Source organism: Streptomyces sp. ASQP_92 (genome assembly GCF_025399895.1).
Lineage (GTDB): Bacteria > Actinomycetota > Actinomycetes > Streptomycetales > Streptomycetaceae > Streptomyces.
Genome location: NZ_JAODUA010000035.1, coordinates 17,438 through 32,837 on the forward strand (window position 1 = coordinate 17,438; position 15,400 = coordinate 32,837).

General features: G+C 71.7%; 12 protein-coding genes and 2 pseudogenes. 7 read left to right on the forward strand and 7 right to left on the reverse strand.

What is annotated here, in order from left to right; genetic code table 11:
* Window positions 1-231: 231 nt before the first annotated feature.
* Window positions 232-1,221 (forward strand): porphobilinogen synthase, encoded by a 990-nt coding sequence (hemB, locus tag N4G70_RS35525; RefSeq protein ID WP_261716912.1) that lies wholly within the window; start codon window positions 232-234, stop codon window positions 1,219-1,221.
* Between the two features lie 85 nt (window positions 1,222-1,306).
* Here hemB and N4G70_RS35530 read toward each other — a convergent pair whose 3' ends face one another.
* From N4G70_RS35530 to N4G70_RS35540, 3 genes are read right to left on the reverse strand one after another with little or no spacing between them, the layout of a single operon-like run.
* Window positions 1,307-2,068 carry a DUF4253 domain-containing protein gene (locus N4G70_RS35530; protein ID WP_261716913.1) on the reverse strand — a complete coding sequence of 254 codons (762 nt, stop codon included), beginning with the start codon at window positions 2,066-2,068 and terminating at the stop codon, window positions 1,307-1,309.
* 56 nt (window positions 2,069-2,124) lie between these two features.
* Window positions 2,125-2,358, reverse strand: a complete 234-nt coding sequence (locus tag N4G70_RS35535; RefSeq protein WP_261716914.1) for a DUF397 domain-containing protein — start codon at window positions 2,356-2,358, stop codon at window positions 2,125-2,127.
* Complete coding sequence (locus N4G70_RS35540) at window positions 2,355-3,140, reverse strand: helix-turn-helix transcriptional regulator (RefSeq protein WP_261716915.1); 786 nt, start codon at window positions 3,138-3,140, stop codon at window positions 2,355-2,357. Before N4G70_RS35540 ends, N4G70_RS35535 begins: the two co-directional genes overlap by 4 nt.
* 139 nt (window positions 3,141-3,279) lie before the next feature.
* Between N4G70_RS35540 and N4G70_RS35545 the strand changes: the two are divergent.
* Both N4G70_RS35545 and N4G70_RS35550 read left to right on the forward strand, forming a co-directional pair.
* A pseudogene (locus N4G70_RS35545) lies at window positions 3,280-3,654 on the forward strand (ATP-binding protein); the annotation flags it as partial.
* A gap of 205 nt (window positions 3,655-3,859) precedes the next feature.
* Window positions 3,860-5,062, forward strand: a complete 1,203-nt coding sequence (locus N4G70_RS35550) for a PLP-dependent aminotransferase family protein (protein ID WP_261716916.1) — start codon at window positions 3,860-3,862, stop codon at window positions 5,060-5,062.
* A gap of 37 nt (window positions 5,063-5,099) precedes the next feature.
* Here the strand turns inward: N4G70_RS35550 and N4G70_RS35555 are convergent, their stop codons facing one another.
* Window positions 5,100-5,735, reverse strand: coding sequence for a helix-turn-helix domain-containing protein (locus N4G70_RS35555; protein ID WP_261716917.1), 636 nt, complete (start codon window positions 5,733-5,735; stop codon window positions 5,100-5,102).
* Window positions 5,736-5,852: 117 nt separating this feature from the next.
* On the opposite strand from N4G70_RS35555, the gene N4G70_RS35560 reads away from it, so the two are divergent.
* Window positions 5,853-7,316 (forward strand): MFS transporter, encoded by a 1,464-nt coding sequence (locus N4G70_RS35560; protein WP_261716918.1) that lies wholly within the window; start codon window positions 5,853-5,855, stop codon window positions 7,314-7,316.
* 675 nt (window positions 7,317-7,991) lie between these two features.
* On the opposite strand, the gene N4G70_RS35565 is transcribed toward N4G70_RS35560, so the two are convergent.
* Window positions 7,992-8,732 (reverse strand): DUF4232 domain-containing protein, encoded by a 741-nt coding sequence (locus N4G70_RS35565; RefSeq protein ID WP_261716919.1) that lies wholly within the window; start codon window positions 8,730-8,732, stop codon window positions 7,992-7,994.
* A 356-nt stretch (window positions 8,733-9,088) separates the two neighbouring features.
* Here N4G70_RS35565 and N4G70_RS35570 point away from each other — a divergent pair, with 356 nt between their 5' ends.
* Entirely contained in the window at window positions 9,089-10,576 is a 1,488-nt protein-coding gene (locus N4G70_RS35570; RefSeq protein WP_261716920.1) for a helix-turn-helix transcriptional regulator, read from the forward strand.
* Window positions 10,577-10,611: 35 nt separating this feature from the next.
* On the opposite strand, the gene argS is transcribed toward N4G70_RS35570, so the two are convergent.
* Window positions 10,612-12,375, reverse strand: coding sequence for an arginine--tRNA ligase (gene argS / locus N4G70_RS35575; RefSeq protein ID WP_261716921.1), 1,764 nt, complete (start codon window positions 12,373-12,375; stop codon window positions 10,612-10,614).
* A 177-nt stretch (window positions 12,376-12,552) separates the two neighbouring features.
* Between argS and lysS the strand changes: the two genes are divergently transcribed.
* Complete coding sequence (gene lysS / locus N4G70_RS35580) at window positions 12,553-14,295, forward strand: lysine--tRNA ligase (RefSeq protein ID WP_261716922.1); 1,743 nt, start codon at window positions 12,553-12,555, stop codon at window positions 14,293-14,295.
* A gap of 125 nt (window positions 14,296-14,420) precedes the next feature.
* Window positions 14,421-14,645, forward strand: coding sequence for a hypothetical protein (locus N4G70_RS35585; protein ID WP_261716923.1), 225 nt, complete (start codon window positions 14,421-14,423; stop codon window positions 14,643-14,645).
* A gap of 7 nt (window positions 14,646-14,652) precedes the next feature.
* On the opposite strand, the pseudogene N4G70_RS35590 reads toward N4G70_RS35585, so the two are convergent.
* A pseudogene (locus N4G70_RS35590) lies at window positions 14,653-15,400 on the reverse strand (hypothetical protein); the annotation flags it as partial.

Consider the following 15,400-nt stretch of genomic DNA (forward strand, 5'->3'; position numbering starts at 1 on the left):
GCGCGGGGAACTGCGCGAGATGCGGGCACGGTCCGCGGACGAAGGCGGGTTTTGGGGGCGCGGGGAACTGCGCCAGGAGCGGGCACGGTCCGCAGATGACCGGGGTTTTTGGGGGCGCGGGGAACTGCGCGGGAGGTGGCCACGGGCTGCGGGCGGGGGCGTGCCCCCGGAGGGTCTCGGGAAGGGGCGGGGTGGGGAAAGACACCCCCCACGGCGGCGTAGCGTAGAGGCATGACTGAGTACGGATCCTTCCCCGGGGCCCGGCCCCGTCGGCTGCGCACCACCCCCGCCATGCGCCGCATGGTCGCGGAGACCCGGCTGCACCCCGCCGACCTCATCCTCCCCGCCTTCGTACGGGAAGGGATCACCGAGCCCATCCCCATCCAGGCCATGCCGGGCGTGGTGCAGCACACCCTCGACACGCTGCGGAAGGCCGCCGTCGAGGCGGTGGACGCCGGGGTCGCCGGGATCATGCTCTTCGGGGTGCCCGAGGACGTGAAGAAGGACGGGGCCGGGACGGCCGGGACGGACCCCGACGGAATCCTCCAGGTCGCCATCCGCGCGGTGAAGGAGGAGGTCGGCGACGAGCTCGTCATCATGTCCGACCTCTGCCTCGACGAGTACACCGACCACGGGCACTGCGGCGTCCTCGACGCGGAGGGGCGCGTCGACAACGACGCCACCCTGGAGCGCTACGCCGAGATGGCCCAGGTGCAGGCCGACGCGGGCGTCCACGTGGTGGGGCCCTCCGGGATGATGGACGGCCAAGTCGGCGTCATCCGGGACGCGTTGGACCAGACCGGCCACGAGGACGTGTCCATCCTGGCCTACACCGCCAAGTACTCCTCCGCCTTCTACGGCCCCTTCCGCGAGGCCGTCGGCTCCTCCCTGCGCGGCGACCGCAAGACGTACCAGCAGGACCCCGCCAACTCCCGTGAGTCCCTGCGGGAGTTGGCGCTGGACCTGGCCGAGGGCGCGGACATGGTCATGGTCAAGCCGGCCGGTCCCTACCTCGACATCCTGGCCAAGGTCGCCGAGTCGGTGGACGTGCCCGTCGCGGCGTACCAGATCAGCGGCGAGTACGCGATGGTCGAGGCCGCCGCCGAGAAGGGCTGGATCGACCGCGACCGGGCGATCCTGGAGACCCTGACCGGCATCAAGCGGGCCGGCGCCCACATGATCCTCACGTACTGGGCGACCGAGGTCGCCAAGGGGCTGTAGCCGCCCCCGTCATCCCGTCAACTGCCGCCGGTTCAGCGGTGGTTGGCGGGATCGCTGTTCATGGTCCCGGGGCCGCGTCAAGTACCTAGTCCCAGCGGAAGGTCCAACCCCCTTTGCCCAGAAGGGATTCGGCGTACTCCGACAGGTCGGTCGCTATCGCCTCCGGGCAGAACGCGAAGTGCTCCGCCGCCAGGACCAGCGCCTCCTCCTCATCGGTGGGCGGCGCCGCCACCGACACCGTGAGGTGATCGGGGGTCAGCCCCACCACCCGCACGCCGAACCGGTCCTCCCACGAGCGCAGCACCGCGCACAGCGGCGCCACGTCCTGCGCGTGGTGCAGCGCCCCGCCCCAGCCGATCGCCGCCGGTATGTCCGCGCTGCGGCGGGCCGGGACCAGGGCCGCGCGGGCCCCCTTCAACGCGCCCTCGCCGATCGCCGCGCCCGCGACCTCCGCCGCCCTGCGGTCCGGGTCCTCCTGAAGCGCGGGCGCCTCCGCCAGGCCCGGCCAGTCCTCGGCCCCGAAGCCCAGCTCGTCCCCCGCGTACGCCGCCCACGACTCCGCCAGCACGTCCTCGGGGTGGTGGTCGCCCGGGTACGACATCTCCTCCGGAGCCAGCCCCCACTCGGCCAAGTCCCTTGTACCGCCCAGCAATATGGGATGCAGCCCCGCCGCCCTGCGCGCCGGGGCCAGCCGCGCCCAGTCCTGCGGCCCGGCCGGGTCGTCCGCGTACCAGAACCAGGGCGCGGCCGGCGGCCCCATCAGCCTGCCCGGCGGCAGGTCGAGGCCCAGCGCCCCACCGGTCGGGTCGTCCGTCAACTGCGGGAGTGGATTCGCGAGCATCGCCATGCCCTCGAATGTAGATCCCGCCACTGACAACGCGGTCCGCTCGGAGAGCGGATGGTTCAGAGCGCCGTCAGGAAGCCGTGCCAGGCGGCGGGGTTCAGGGTGAGGGTGGGGCCGTCGGGGTTCTTGGAGTCCCGGATGTGGATGGCGGAGGCGTGGGCCGCCACTTCGACGCAGGCGCCGCCTTCGTCACTGCTGTAGCTCGACTTGCGCCAGTCGCAGGCCATTTCGAGGCACTCGCCACCATCGCTGCCGCTGTAGCTGGACTTGAACCACTCGAGTTCGTCGCTCATAGCTCTCCTAGCAGCCGCTCCAACAAGGCCATCGACTCTTCGGTGTTGAGGGCCTGTGTCCGCAGCATCGCATACCTTCGCGCCAGGATGCTTACGTCGTCAGGGTCGGCCACGAACTGGCTGCCACGCTGCGTTTCCGTGTAAGCGAGGTGTTGGAGTTGCGGGGTTTCGAGGAGGATGAAAGCGCCGTCGAGGGCAGCATGGCTCTCACGCCCGAGCGGCATGATCTGTAGGGCCAGCCCGGGGAGACGTGCGCACTCTGTGAGGTGCTGAAGCATCGCGCGGTACACGGCTTGCCCGCCGAGCCGGTCGCGGATGATCGCCTCTGAGAGAATGAAGCTCAACGAAGGCGGTTCCCTGCGGTGCAGTATCGCCTGGCGATCGAGACGATTGCTGATAGTGAAGGCGATCTCGTCCTCGCTGAAGGGCGGCACGCGGCTGCTGAACACCGCGCGGGCGTACTCCTCGTTCTGGAGCAGGCCCGGCAGGACCTGGTTCGCGTAGAAGCTGAGGGTGATGGCCACGCGCTCCTCGTCGATGTACTTCTCGGCCCACAGCGGGTACCGGTCCACCTCCGGCATGTTTTCGACCGCCACCTCCAAAGCGCCCTTGGTGTCCAGGAGCCGGTCGAAGGTCCGGGCGAGATCGGGTTTCAGGACCCGCCGCCCTTGCTCGATCGAGGCGATTGTCTCCAGATCCGCGCACACCACCTCGGCCAGAGCGCGCTGGGTGTAACCGGCTGCGCGGCGGAAGCAAGCGAGCTGGGCGCCCAGCATGCGCATCGCCGACGTGTTCCTCCTGGGGTGCATAACCCCCAACTCCCCACCGCTGAAGGCGTGTCATGCGTGACGGACCCGTACAAAAATCGTGTACGGGTCGGTGCACTGCACCCCGCCCCGCCCCCTCCGCAACTCTCCCCCCATGACCGAGAACGAAATCCGTGAACACTTCTACCCCCGGCGGCGCCAATCCGTGCCAGCAGCAAGGGAGTTCGCCGAGGTAGCCCTCTCCGACTGGGGGTTCGCGCACCGGCGTGACGACGTGCTGCTCTGCGTCAGCGAGCTCACCACGAACGCGTTGCTGCACGGGGTACCGCCCGGGCGGGGGTTCCTGTTGCGCATGCGGCTGTGTGACGGGGTCCTGCTGCGGGCCGAGGTGCACGACAGCGGGGGTGGTGTGCCCCGGGTCGCCGACGAGGCGGACGAGGGCGGGCGCGGGCTGCTGCTCGTCGCGGTGACGGCCGACAAGTGGGGGGTGGGGGAGCGGAGCCCGGGCAAGGCGGTGTGGTGCGAGTTCGGGTGTGCGGAGGGAGGGGCGGGCGGCTTCCCCGGAGGGGGCGGACCCGGCCGAGGAGGGCCGGTCGTGAGGGAGGGGCGGGCGGCTTCCCCGGAGGGGGGCCGACCCGGCCGGGGTTCGGATCTTGGACGGACGGGAAGGGACGCGCGGGGCTGCGTAGGCTGCCGGATAGTTGGACGTCCGAGCAACCGACAGGAGCCGCCCCATGCCCGCCCCCTCATCGGCCGCCGCAGCCGTTCCCGCGCTGGCCGCGCGTGCCGCTTCCGTCGGAGCCTCGCCCGTGCGGGAGATCCTGGCGCTGACCGCCCGGCCCGAGGTCATCTCGTTCGCGGGCGGGCTCCCCGCGCCCGAGCTGTTCGACGGCGCGGGCATGGCCGCCGCGTTCCGGGCGGTGATGGAGGAGCAGGCTAGCGTCGCGCTCCAGTACTCCACCACCGAGGGCAGCCCGGCGCTGCGGGGTGCGACCGCCGCGCGGGTCGCCCGGCGGGGGCTGCCGACCGGCGCCGACGACCTGCTGATAACCACTGGATCGCAACAGGGCCTCACGCTCCTGGCGGCCGCCCTGCTGGAACCGGGCGATGTCGTCCTGGTCGAAGACCCCTGCTACCTCGCCGCGTTGCAGGTCTTCGGCTTCGCGGGGGCCCGGATCATCGCCGTGCCCTGCGACGAGGACGGCCCCGACCCCGCCGCCCTCGACGAACTCGTCGCCCGCGAACGCCCCAAGCTCTTCTACTGCGTCCCCACCTTCCAGAACCCGACCGGCCGCACCATGACCGCCGAGCGGCGCCGCGCGATCGCCGATGTCGCGGTGCGGCGCGGGCTGTGGATCGTGGAGGACGACCCGTACGGCGAGCTGCGCTACGAGGGCGAGCACGTGCCGTGGATCTCCGCGTACGAGGACGCCGCCGACCGCACCGTGCTGCTCAGCAGCTACTCGAAGATCATGGCGCCGGGTCTGCGCATCGGCTGGCTGCGGGCGCCGCGTGCGCTGCTGCGGGCCTGCGTGATCGCCAAGCAGGCCTCCGACCTGCACACCCCGACCGTCAACCAGCTCGCCGCCGCCCGCTATCTGGCCGACCAGGACCTCGACGCGCACATCGCCACCGTGCGCGCCGCCTACGGCGAACGCCGGGACGCCATGCTCGCGGGCCTGCCCGACGCGCTGCCCGAGGGCTCGACCTGGAACCGGCCCGAGGGCGGCATGTTCCTGTGGGTCCGTCTCCCGGAGGGGAGCGACGCAACTGCCTTGCTCAGCAAGGTGATCGAGTACGACGTGGCGTACGTCCCCGGCGCGCCCTTCTTCGCCGGGGCGGCGGATCCGGCCGCGCTGCGGCTGTGCTTCGTCACCTCCGCGCCGGACGAGATCCGGGAGGGGTTGGCACGGTTGGGGCGCGCGCTCAAGGGGTGACCGGCGGCAGGCGGCCCCAAATCTCGCGCTGCGGCGGTCAGTTGACGGTGCCGCCGTCACTCTTCGGCTTGGCACGTACGTGCATGCGCTCGCCCTGGCGGCCGAAGAGGCTCAGTACCTCGACGGGGCGGCCGTCCGCGCTGCTGAACCAGTGCGGGACCTTGGTGTCCCACTCGGCGACCTCGCCGGGACCAAGGACCAGGTCGTGCCCCGCCAGGACGAGGCGCAGCCGGCCGTCCAGGACGTACAGCCACTCGTAGCCCTCGTGCGAGCGCAGGTCAGGCTCGGCGCCCCGGTCCGGGATGACGAGCTTGTACGCCTGGAGGGGGCCGGGCGAACGGGTCAGCGGGACGAACGTGCCGCCGTTCGCGTGGGGGCGCGGGCTCAGCCGGACCCGGGGGTCGCCGACCTCGGGCGCGCCGACCAGATCGTCCAGGGGCACCTTGTACGCGTGCGCCAGCGGAAGCAGGAGTTCCAGGCTGGGGCGCCGCTGGCCCGATTCGAGGCGGGACAGGGTGCTCTTGGAGATGCCGGTGGTCTCGGCGAGCGCGGCCAGGGTCAGTCCGCGCCGGGCGCGCAGCCCCTTGAGCCGGGGGCCGACCTCGTCGAGCACGGCCTGGTGGGGGGAGGGCGGAGAGGGCTTCTCCTGGGGGAGCTTCTGCTGAGGGGCCATACGGGCATTTCACCCGGCCATCCCGGGATTGGCAACAGATGTTGCCGTTCCCGGCACGCGAGAGCACCTTCTGCGGCATGAGCCCGTACGGCGGGCTCCGGCCGGAGAGCGGGGTTCATGGTGAGATCCATCGACGCGGGGGTGCCCGGGACGGCGACGGGACGCGAGGGGCCGACGGGTGCGGGGCGGTGGGCGCTCGCCGGGCTTTCGCTGTCGATGCTGCTCTCCTCGCTGGGCACGAGCATCGCCAATGTGGGCCTGCCGACCCTGGCGCACGCCTTCGACGCGTCGTTCCAGCAGGTGCAATGGGTGGTGCTGGCCTATCTGTTGGCGGTCACCACGCTGATCGTCGGCGTCGGACGGCTGGGCGATCTGCTCGGCCGCCGACGGCTGCTGCTGTCCGGGATCCTGCTGTTCACGGTGGCCTCGGCCCTGTGCGGGGCCGCGCCCACCCTGTGGCTGCTCATCGCGGGCCGCGCGGCGCAGGGGCTCGGGGCGGCGGTGATGATGGCGCTGACCATGGCGTTCGTGGGGGAGACGGTCCCCAAGGAGCGGACCGGCCGGGCGATGGGGCTGCTCGGCACGATGTCCGCGATCGGCACGGCACTCGGTCCCTCGCTGGGTGGCGTCCTGCTCTCCGGGTTCGGCTGGCGGGGGATCTTCTACGTCACGGTGCCGCTGGGGATGGTGACGCTGCTGATGATCGTCCGTCAACTCCCTGTGGCTGGACCGCCGTTGAGCCCGTTTGGCTCATTGGGCTCGTCCCGTCCCGCCTTCGACCACGTGGGTACGGTGCTGCTCGCCGTCGCCCTCGGCGCGTACGCGCTGGCCATGACCCTGGGCCACGGGCACGTCGGCCCGCTCACGGGGGTGCTGCTCGCGGCGGCGGTGCTGGCGGGTGTGCTGTTCGTACGGGTCGAGAAGCGGACGGCCTCCCCGCTGGTGCGGCCGGCCATGTTCCGCGACCGGGCCCTGAGCGCGAGCCTGGTCATGAGCACGCTCGTCTCGACGGTGATGATGGCGACGCTGGTGGTCGGCCCGTTCTACCTCACGCGTGCGCTCGGCCTGCGGGATGCGGTGGTCGGGCTCGTCCTGTCCACGGGGCCGCTCGTCGCGGCGGCGACGGGGGTGCCGGCGGGGCGGGTCGTGGACCGGTGGGGCACGTACCGCACGACGGTGGCGGGGCTGGGGGCGTCGGCGCTCGGCTGCGTGCTGCCGGCCGTGACGCCGGTGTCCTTCGGGGTGCTGGGGTACGTCGTTCCGCTGGCGGTCGTGACGGGTGGGTATGCGGTGTTCCAGACGGCGAACAACACGGCGGTGATGCGGGGCGTCGAGCCGTCGCGGCGCGGGCTGGTCTCGGGGGTGCTCCAGCTGTCGCGGAATCTGGGGCTGGTTACGGGGACGGCTGTGATGGGAACGGTCTTTGCTCTCGCGTCGGGGGTGTCGGATGTCGCCGTGGCGGGGGTGGGGGTGGTGGGCTTCGCGATGCGGGTCACGTTTGGGGTGGGGGCGGGGGTGGTGCTGCTCGCTCTGGCGGTCGGCTTGGGCGCCGGGCCCTTGCGCGGTTCCTCGCGGCCCTGAGCCCCCTCGCTCCCGCGGGGCGTGGTCCTTTTTGCGCGGTTCCCCGCGCCCCTGGGCCCCCTTGAGCCTGCGGGCCGTGGTCTTTTTTGCGCAGTTCCTCGCGCCCCTGGGAGCCCGTTTTCGTCTGCGGGCCGTGGGTGGCTGGTCGCGCAGTTCCCCGCGCCCCTAACCCCTCTCGATCGTGCGGATCGTGGTCGCTTTTCGCGCAGTTCCCCGCGCCCCCAAAACCCGCCTTCGTCCGCGGACCGTGGTCGCTTTTCGCGCAGTTCCCCGCGCCCCTTAACCCTCTCGATCCTGCGGGTCGTGGTCGCTTCTCGCGCAGTTCCTCGCGCCCCTTAAGTGCTCGGTGCGGGCCAGGATGGGACACCTCAGCCCGTCCGGCGATTGAGGACGAGCGCCGTTCAGGCGCGAACGGGGTCTGGGGCGGAGCCCCAGGGGTCCCGGAACCGTCCAACCCTGCGCCTACGGGCGGGTGGGTGGGCGAGGTGCCTGGGGTCTGGGGCGGAGCCCCAGGAAGGCCCGAACCATCCAACCCTGCTGCACGGGCGGGCGGGTGGGCAAAGGGCCCGGGGTCTGGGGCGGAGCCCCAGGAGGGGCCGGAGCCATCCAGCCCGCTGCACGGGTGGGTGGGTGGGAAAACCCGGCGGGGCTGGGGCGGAGCCCCAGGGGGTGGGGCTACCAGGAGTCGATGGCGGACAGGTCCGACTGCCAGTACGTGGACATCGCCTGCGCATCCACCACAGAAACCCCCTTCGACAGCACCGCATACGCAGACCGCCCCGTCGACTCCATCCCGGCCTTCCCTCGGAAGAACACGACGACCTGCCCCGCCTGGTACGACGGAGTCCCGTCGTCCTCCCCCAGCGTCCGCACCATCGCGTACGCCGACGCCCCCGGCGCGAGCGACACCACCGCCTGCGGGATCGTGTCCTTGTCCACCGCGATCGGGGACTGCGCGTTGGAGAAGGAGACGGCCGGCGCGTCGTAGGCGTTGCACGGCGTCTTGCCGGTGTTGGTGGCCGTCAGCAGGATGTGGTTGATCGGGCGCGACACCGGCGTCGCCGTGAGCTTCACATTGGCGCCGGTGCACGGCGCGTCGGTGCCGCCGCCCCCACCCGCGCCCCCGGACGCGGGCTTCTTCGTGGACTTGCCGGTCGACTTGGCCGGCGTACCGGTGCTGTGCTTTCCGGCACCCGACCCGGCGCTCGAGCCCGACCCCGTACCCGAGCCGGCCGAGCCGGACCCCGAATCCTGGCCCGCACCCGCCGGGTCACCCGTCGCCGGGCCGGACGCGGACGCCGAGGCGGCCGGCTTGTCGCCCGCCTCGGAGTTCGTCCCGCTGCCGCAGGCCGTCAGGGTGAGGGCGGCGACGAGCGTGGTGGTCGCGGCGGCGGCGATACGGAAGTTGGTGCGCATGATCATGATGGTGGGTGCTCCCCGTGGCGAGTGACGTTCGTGTACGTGGGCCGTCCGACGGCGTGTACGCGTCAGCGGTGGTAGTGGTGGATCAGCGTGACGAGGGTGGCGATGGCCACGGCCAGAACGACCACGGCCAGGGAGTCCGCCACGTTGAACCGGATGCGGAATCGCATGGACTGCTCCCGGAGCGGGCTGTTCGGCTGCTTGCTGCACCTACCTTGCGGGCCGGTCCGACGGCCCGGCAACGAGCAAGGGACAATGGGGGAAGCTGGAACGCTGAAACACCCTTTGACCTGGGGAAACAACCTGTCCCTGGAATGCGTTCCTGGGATGGATGGGGAGGGAACCGGGGCATGGCGACAACCGAGTCCGAGCAGTTCGCGGCGCTACTGCGGGAGTTGAAGGACCGCTCCGGACGCAGTTACGGAGTGCTCGCGGGCCGGCTCCACATGAGCACGTCCACGCTGCACCGGTACTGCAACGGCGACGCGGTCCCGAATGAGTACGCGCCCGTCGAGCGGCTCGCCCGGCTGTGCGGGGCGAGCTCCGAGGAATCCGTCGAGCTGCACCGGCGCTGGATCCTGGCGGACGAGGCGCGCCGCCGCGCACGCGGGACGACCCCGCCCCCGGCCGCCCCTGCCCCGGTCACTGCCGCCCCCGTCGCGGACACCGTCGCCGACGCCGATACTCTTCGCACGCCCGAGCCCGAGCCCGAGGCTCAGCCGGAGCCGGAGCCGGAGCCGGAGCCGGAGCCGGAGCCGCAGCCCGAGTCGCAGTCCCCGTCGCGACCGGGGTCGGCCCCAACCCCCACCCCGGCCGCCCCCGACGGCTCCGACGGCTCCGCCGAGCTGCCCGCCGTCGGGTCGGCCGTGCCGGGCGTCGCCGGGAAGCGGGTGCGCCGGCCGGGGCTGCCCGGCCGGGGGCTGGGCAAGAGGACGCGGCTCGTGCTCATCGGCGCGGCCGTCGTCGCCGTCGCGGTGCCGGTGACGGCGCTCGCCACCCTGTCGGACCGGCCGAGCGGCAGCGACACCGTCGCCGACGCCGACGCCGGTACGAGTACGCCCTCCGGCACGCGGAGCGCGGCGCGGCCCTCGGCCCGTGCGAGCGCGGACCCCAGTGCGAGCGCGAGTGCGAGCCCCTCCGGTTCGTCGGCTTCTCCCTCCGCGCCCGGCACCCCGGTGTCCAAGGGGCAGAAGAAGCAGGCTCCCGTGGAGGGCGTTCCGCTGCGCGTCGGCATCGGCTCGTACGACTGGGACGGGCCGTGCGGGAAGTTCTTCCTGCTGGACCAGAAGCCCGGCGCGGTGCCGCCGCCCCCGACCAACGAGCAGGACCGGCGCGCCTGGGCGCGGGCGCTGGGCGGGGTCGACGGCGGGGAGCTGAAACTGGAGCTGGCCGCGACCGGCAAGACCCAGGACGCGGTGGTGATCACCGGGATCGACGTGCGGGTGGTGGGCCGTCAGGCGCCGCTCGACTGGACGGCGTACTCGATGGGTTCGGGATGCGGCGGCAGTATCGAACCGCAGAGTTTCGACATCGACCTCGACGCGGCCCAGCCGGTCACCAAGCCGGTCGCGGGCCAGCAGGCCGACGCGAAGGTCCCGGCCCGCGACTTCCCCTTCAAGGTGTCCACCAGCGACCCCGAGGTCTTCGACCTGAACGTGCACACCGAGGCGCACGACGTCAGCTGGTACCTGGAGGTCTCCTGGAGCAGCGGCGACCGCTCGGACAAGATCCGTGTGGACGACCACGGCAAGCCGTTCCACACCAGCGCCATCAAGGGCCGGCCTGCCTACGAGTACCGCCTGGACACCAACGTGTGGGACCACCTGGACATCGGGTGATGAACCAGGCGGCCCCACACGGGAGTTGATGCCGGCTAGAGGCGCTCGGGCGTCCGGATGCCGAGCAGGGCCATGCCCTGGTGCAGCGTCCGGGCGGTCAGCTCGCACAGCAGCAGACGGTTCTCGACGACGTCCTGCTCGGGCCGCGGCTTGATCACCGGGCACTGGTCGTAGAACGAGGTGAACAGCGAGGCCAGCTGGTACAGGTACGCCGCCAGCTTGTGCGGGGCGTACTCGGCCGTGGCCTCCGTGAGCAGCTCGCCGAACGCGTCGAGGTGCAGGCCCAACGCCCGCTCCGCCGGGGCGAGTTCGAGCTCCGGGTGGGCGGTGGGGGTGGCGTCGTCGGCCTTGCGCAGGATCGACTTGATCCGGGCGTAGGCGTACTGGAGGTAGACGGAGGTGTCACCGTTGAGGGACACCATCTGGTCCAGGTCGAACTTGTAGTCCCGGTTGGCCGAGGTCGACAGGTCCGCGTACTTCACGGCGCCGATGCCGACGTACCGGCCGTTCTCGACGATCTCCTGCTCGCTCAGGCCCACCTTCTCGGCCTTCTCGCGCACGACGGCGGTGGCCCGCTCGACGGCCTCGTCGAGGAGGTCCTCCAGCTTGACCGTCTCGCCCTCACGGGTCTTGAACGGCTTGCCGTCCGCACCGAGCACCGTGCCGTAGCCCATGTTGTGCGCGGTGACGTCGTCGCCGAGCCAGCCCGCCCGGCGGGCCGTCTCGAAGACCATCTTGAAGTGCAGCGACTGGCGTACGTCCACGACGTAGATCAGCGTCGTGGCGTCCAGCTCGGTGACCCGGTCGCGGATCGCCGAGAGGTCGGAGGCCGCGTAGCCGAAGCCGCCGTCGGCCTTCTGCACGATCAGCGGCACCGGCTGGTCGTCCTTGCCCCGGATCTCGTCGAAGAAGACCACGAGCGCGCCGTTGGAGCGCACGGCGACGCCGGACTCCTCAAGGAGCCGCGCCGTCTCCGGCATGAGGTCGTTGTACGCGGACTCGCCGACGATCTCGTCGTCGCGGATCTCCATGTCCAGCTTCTCGAAGACCGAGTAGAAGTAGACCTTCGACTCGTCCACGAACTGCTGCCACAGCTCCAGGGTCTCCTTGTCGCCCGACTGGAGGGCGACGACCCGCTTGCGGGCCCGCTCCTTGAACTCCTCGTCGGAGTCGAAGACGGCCCGCGAGGCCTTGTACACCCGGTTCAGGTTGCTCATCGCCTGCTCGCCGTCGACGGCGTCGGCCGGGGCCAGCTCGCCGGGGTTCTCGATCAGGTACTGGATGAGCATGCCGAACTGGGTGCCCCAGTCGCCGATGTGGTGGCGGCCGATGGTCTTCTCGCCGGTGAAGTCGAGCATGCCCCGCAGCGCGTCGCCGATGACCGCCGAGCGCAGGTGGCCGACGTGCATCTCCTTGGCCACGTTGGGCTGGGCGTAGTCGATGACGGTGACGCCCGGGTTCGCCTTCAGCGGCACGCCGAGACGGTCGTCGGCGGCGCGCGCGGCGAGCGTCTCGATGATCGCCCGGTCGGTGAGCGTGATGTTGAGGAAGCCGGGGCCCGACACCTCGACGTCCTTGAGGAGCTCGGGCGCGGCCAGCGCGTCGGTGACCTTCGTCGCGAGCTCGCGCGGGTTGCCCTTCAGCTTCTTGGCGAGGGCCAGGATGCCGTTGGCCTGGAAGTCGGCCCGGTCGCTTCGGCGCAGCAGCGGGTCGGTGGAGCCGGCCTCCGGCAGGGCAGCCGAGAGGGCGTCCGCCAGGCGCTGCTGGACAGTGGAAGCGAGGGAATGGACCGAGGCCATGAGGTGCCGTTCCTGTCGGGAGTGAGGACGATTGCGCTCCGATTCTCCCACGCTGCCCCCTTGCCTTTCTCCTGAGATACGGGCAACCCCGGAGGAGCTCGTTCCGTCTGGGAGAATGAGCGTGCCGGCCTCTCCCGGGCAGACGAGGGCATTACGAGAAAGAAGGACGTGCCGACCGTGGCTCAGAGCAGCACCGAGACCGACTGGGTCTCCCGTTTCGCGGACGATGTCATCGCCGAGTCGGAGCGACGTGCGCCTGGCGCTGCGAAATCTCCCGCCGAAGCCCCGGTGGTCGTCGTCGCGTCCGGCCTGTCCCCTTCCGGCCCGATCCACCTGGGCAACCTGCGCGAGGTCATGACCCCGCACCTGGTCGCCGACGAGATCCGCCGCCGTGGCTACACGGTCCGTCACCTGATCTCCTGGGACGACTACGACCGCTACCGCAAGGTCCCGAACGGCGTCCCCGGCGTGGACGAGTCGTGGAACGAGCACATCGGCCGCCCGCTGACCTCGGTCCCGGCGCCGGTCGGCTCGGCGCACCCGAACTGGGCGGAGCACTTCAAGGCCGCCATGATCGACGCCCTTGCCGAGCTGGGCGTCGAGTACGACGGCATCAGCCAGACCGAGCAGTACACCTCGGGCGTCTACCGTGACCAGGTGCTGCACGCGATGAAGCACCGGGGCGACATCGACGCGATCCTGGAGCAGTACCGCACCAAGAAGGCGCCGGGCAAGAAGTCGCAGAAGCCCCTCGACGAGGCCGAGCTGGAGGCCGCCGAGGGCTCCGGCGCGGCGGCCGAGGACGACGGCACCGGCACGACGGGCTACTTCCCGTACAAGCCGTACTGCGGCGGCTGCGGCAAGGACTTCACGGTGGTGACGGCCTACGACGACGACACCACGGAGCTGACCTACACCTGCTCCGCGTGCGCCTTCTCGGAGACCGTCCGGCTCAGCGAGTTCAACCGCGGCAAGCTGGTCTGGAAGGTCGACTGGCCGATGCGCTGGGCGTACGAGGGCGTGGTCTTCGAGCCGTCCGGCGTCGACCACTCCTCGCCGGGCTCCTCGTTCCAGGTCGGCGGCCAGATCGTGTCGATCTTCGACGGCGTCCAGCCGATCGGCCCGATGTACGCCTTCGTCGGCATCAGCGGCATGGCCAAGATGTCGTCGTCCAAGGGCGGGGTCCCGACCCCGGGCGACGCGCTGAAGATCATGGAGCCGCAGCTCCTGCGCTGGCTGTACGCGCGCCGCCGGCCCAACCAGTCCTTCAAGATCGCCTTCGACCAGGAGATCCAGCGGCTCTACGACGAGTGGGACAAGCTGGAGGCGAAGGTCGCCGACGGCTCGGCGCTGCCCGCCGACGCGGCCGCCCACTCCCGCGCCGCGCGCACCGCGGCGGGTGAACTCCCGCGCACCGTACGCCCGTTGCCGTACCGCACGCTGGCCTCCGTGGTGGACGTGACCGCGGGCCACGAGGACCAGACCCTGCGCATCCTCAGCGAGCTGGACCCGGCCAACCCGGTCACCTCGCTCGACGAGGTGCGCCCGCGCCTGGACCGCGCCGAGAACTGGATCACCACCCAGGTCCCGGCCGACCAGCGCACCCTGGTCCGCGAGGAGCCGGACACCGAGCTGCTCGCCTCGCTGGACGCCGAGGGCCGCGAGTCGCTGCGCCTGCTCGTCGAGGGCCTGGACACGCACTGGTCGCTCGACGGGCTCACCACGCTCGTCTACGGCGTGCCGAAGGTGATGGCGGGCCTGGCGCCGGACGCCAAGCCGACGCCCGAGCTGAAGGTGGCCCAGCGCTCGTTCTTCGCGCTGCTCTACAAGCTCCTGGTGAGCCGCGAGACGGGCCCGCGCCTGCCCACCCTGCTGCTCGCCGTGGGCGCGGAGCGGGTGCGCAAGCTGCTCGCCGCCTGACGTACCGCACGGCCGAGGGCCGTCACCCGTTCTCCGGGTGGCGGCCCTCGCTGCATCCTTGGGTGTACCGCGATGTCCGCCCCGGGCAGGAGGAACCGGGCCCGGCGCCGCGAGACCGTGGAGCCATGAACGCGTACATCACCAGGCAGGTCCTCGGAGGCCTCGGATGGGTCGTCGGAATCCAGGGCGTGCTCGGGTTCGCCGGCGCGTGGTTCGGCGACGGTCCCTGGGGCTTCCTGCACAAGCTCGTCGACGTTCCGACCGCCGGCTACCTGGCCCTGGCCGTCGCCGGTATCGCCCTGGCCGTCTGGGGAGAGACCGGCAAGAAGGCCCGCCCGAACGCCTCTTGACGGACCGTCAGGCGATGTGGTCCTCGACGGCCTCGGCCTCGAAGCGCCGCTTGAACTGCGGGTACAGCTTGCGCAGCACGGCGGTGCTGTCGGGGTAGCGCACGCCGTACCCGTCCGCGAGGTGTATGTCGAGCTCGTCGACGGTGGGGTAACCGGATTCCCGGTTCGCGTACTGGCGGAAGACCTCGTAGGCGATGCCCGCGAACTCGGCGAACTCGGCGTCCGTGGGCGCCGGTTCGGCTGCGGACCGCGGGGCGGGCTCCGGCGCCGGGCGGGGAGCGGTCGCGCGCGGGCCCGGCACACCGAGACGGCGCTCACGGCCGGGGCCCGAGGGGACCATCACCGGCTCCTGCTCCGGGCCCGGCTCGGGCTCCTCCTGCCCAAAATCCGGGTCGTAGGTGCCCGCGTACTCCTCGGGCGAGATGTGCTGCGCCGCGAACCAGGGGCTCTCGTGCGTGGTGGGGTGCTCCGGCTCGACGTAGCCCGGCTCCTGCTCGGGCCACGGCTCCTGTGCCTGCTGCCGGTCCTGCTGCCGGGTCTGGTCATGGGCCTGCTCGCGGGCCTGGAGCGGGGGCTCATCGGCGGCGGCGTGCGCGTGGACCGGGGGCAGCTCCGGCTGCGGCTCGGGGCGGGCCGCCACCGGCGGGGGCGGCAGCAGCACCGGCTCGATGCCGGCGGCGGCCAGGCCCGCCGGGGCCGTGTCGGCGAGCGGCACACCGAACTTGGCGAGCCGCAGCGGCATCAGGGACTCCACA

Coding starts and splice junctions, on each gene's coding strand:
- hemB (WP_261716912.1), top strand. CDS start 232: ATGACTGAGTACGGATCCTTCCCCGGGGCCCGGCCCCGTCGGCTGCGC.
- N4G70_RS35530 (WP_261716913.1), bottom strand. CDS start 2,068: ATGGCGATGCTCGCGAATCCACTCCCGCAGTTGACGGACGACCCGACC.
- N4G70_RS35535 (WP_261716914.1), bottom strand. CDS start 2,358: ATGAGCGACGAACTCGAGTGGTTCAAGTCCAGCTACAGCGGCAGCGAT.
- N4G70_RS35540 (WP_261716915.1), bottom strand. CDS start 3,140: ATGCGCATGCTGGGCGCCCAGCTCGCTTGCTTCCGCCGCGCAGCCGGT.
- N4G70_RS35550 (WP_261716916.1), top strand. CDS start 3,860: ATGCCCGCCCCCTCATCGGCCGCCGCAGCCGTTCCCGCGCTGGCCGCG.
- N4G70_RS35555 (WP_261716917.1), bottom strand. CDS start 5,735: ATGGCCCCTCAGCAGAAGCTCCCCCAGGAGAAGCCCTCTCCGCCCTCC.
- N4G70_RS35560 (WP_261716918.1), top strand. CDS start 5,853: ATGGTGAGATCCATCGACGCGGGGGTGCCCGGGACGGCGACGGGACGC.
- N4G70_RS35565 (WP_261716919.1), bottom strand. CDS start 8,732: ATGCGCACCAACTTCCGTATCGCCGCCGCCGCGACCACCACGCTCGTC.
- N4G70_RS35570 (WP_261716920.1), top strand. CDS start 9,089: ATGGCGACAACCGAGTCCGAGCAGTTCGCGGCGCTACTGCGGGAGTTG.
- argS (WP_261716921.1), bottom strand. CDS start 12,375: ATGGCCTCGGTCCATTCCCTCGCTTCCACTGTCCAGCAGCGCCTGGCG.
- N4G70_RS35585 (WP_261716923.1), top strand. CDS start 14,421: ATGAACGCGTACATCACCAGGCAGGTCCTCGGAGGCCTCGGATGGGTC.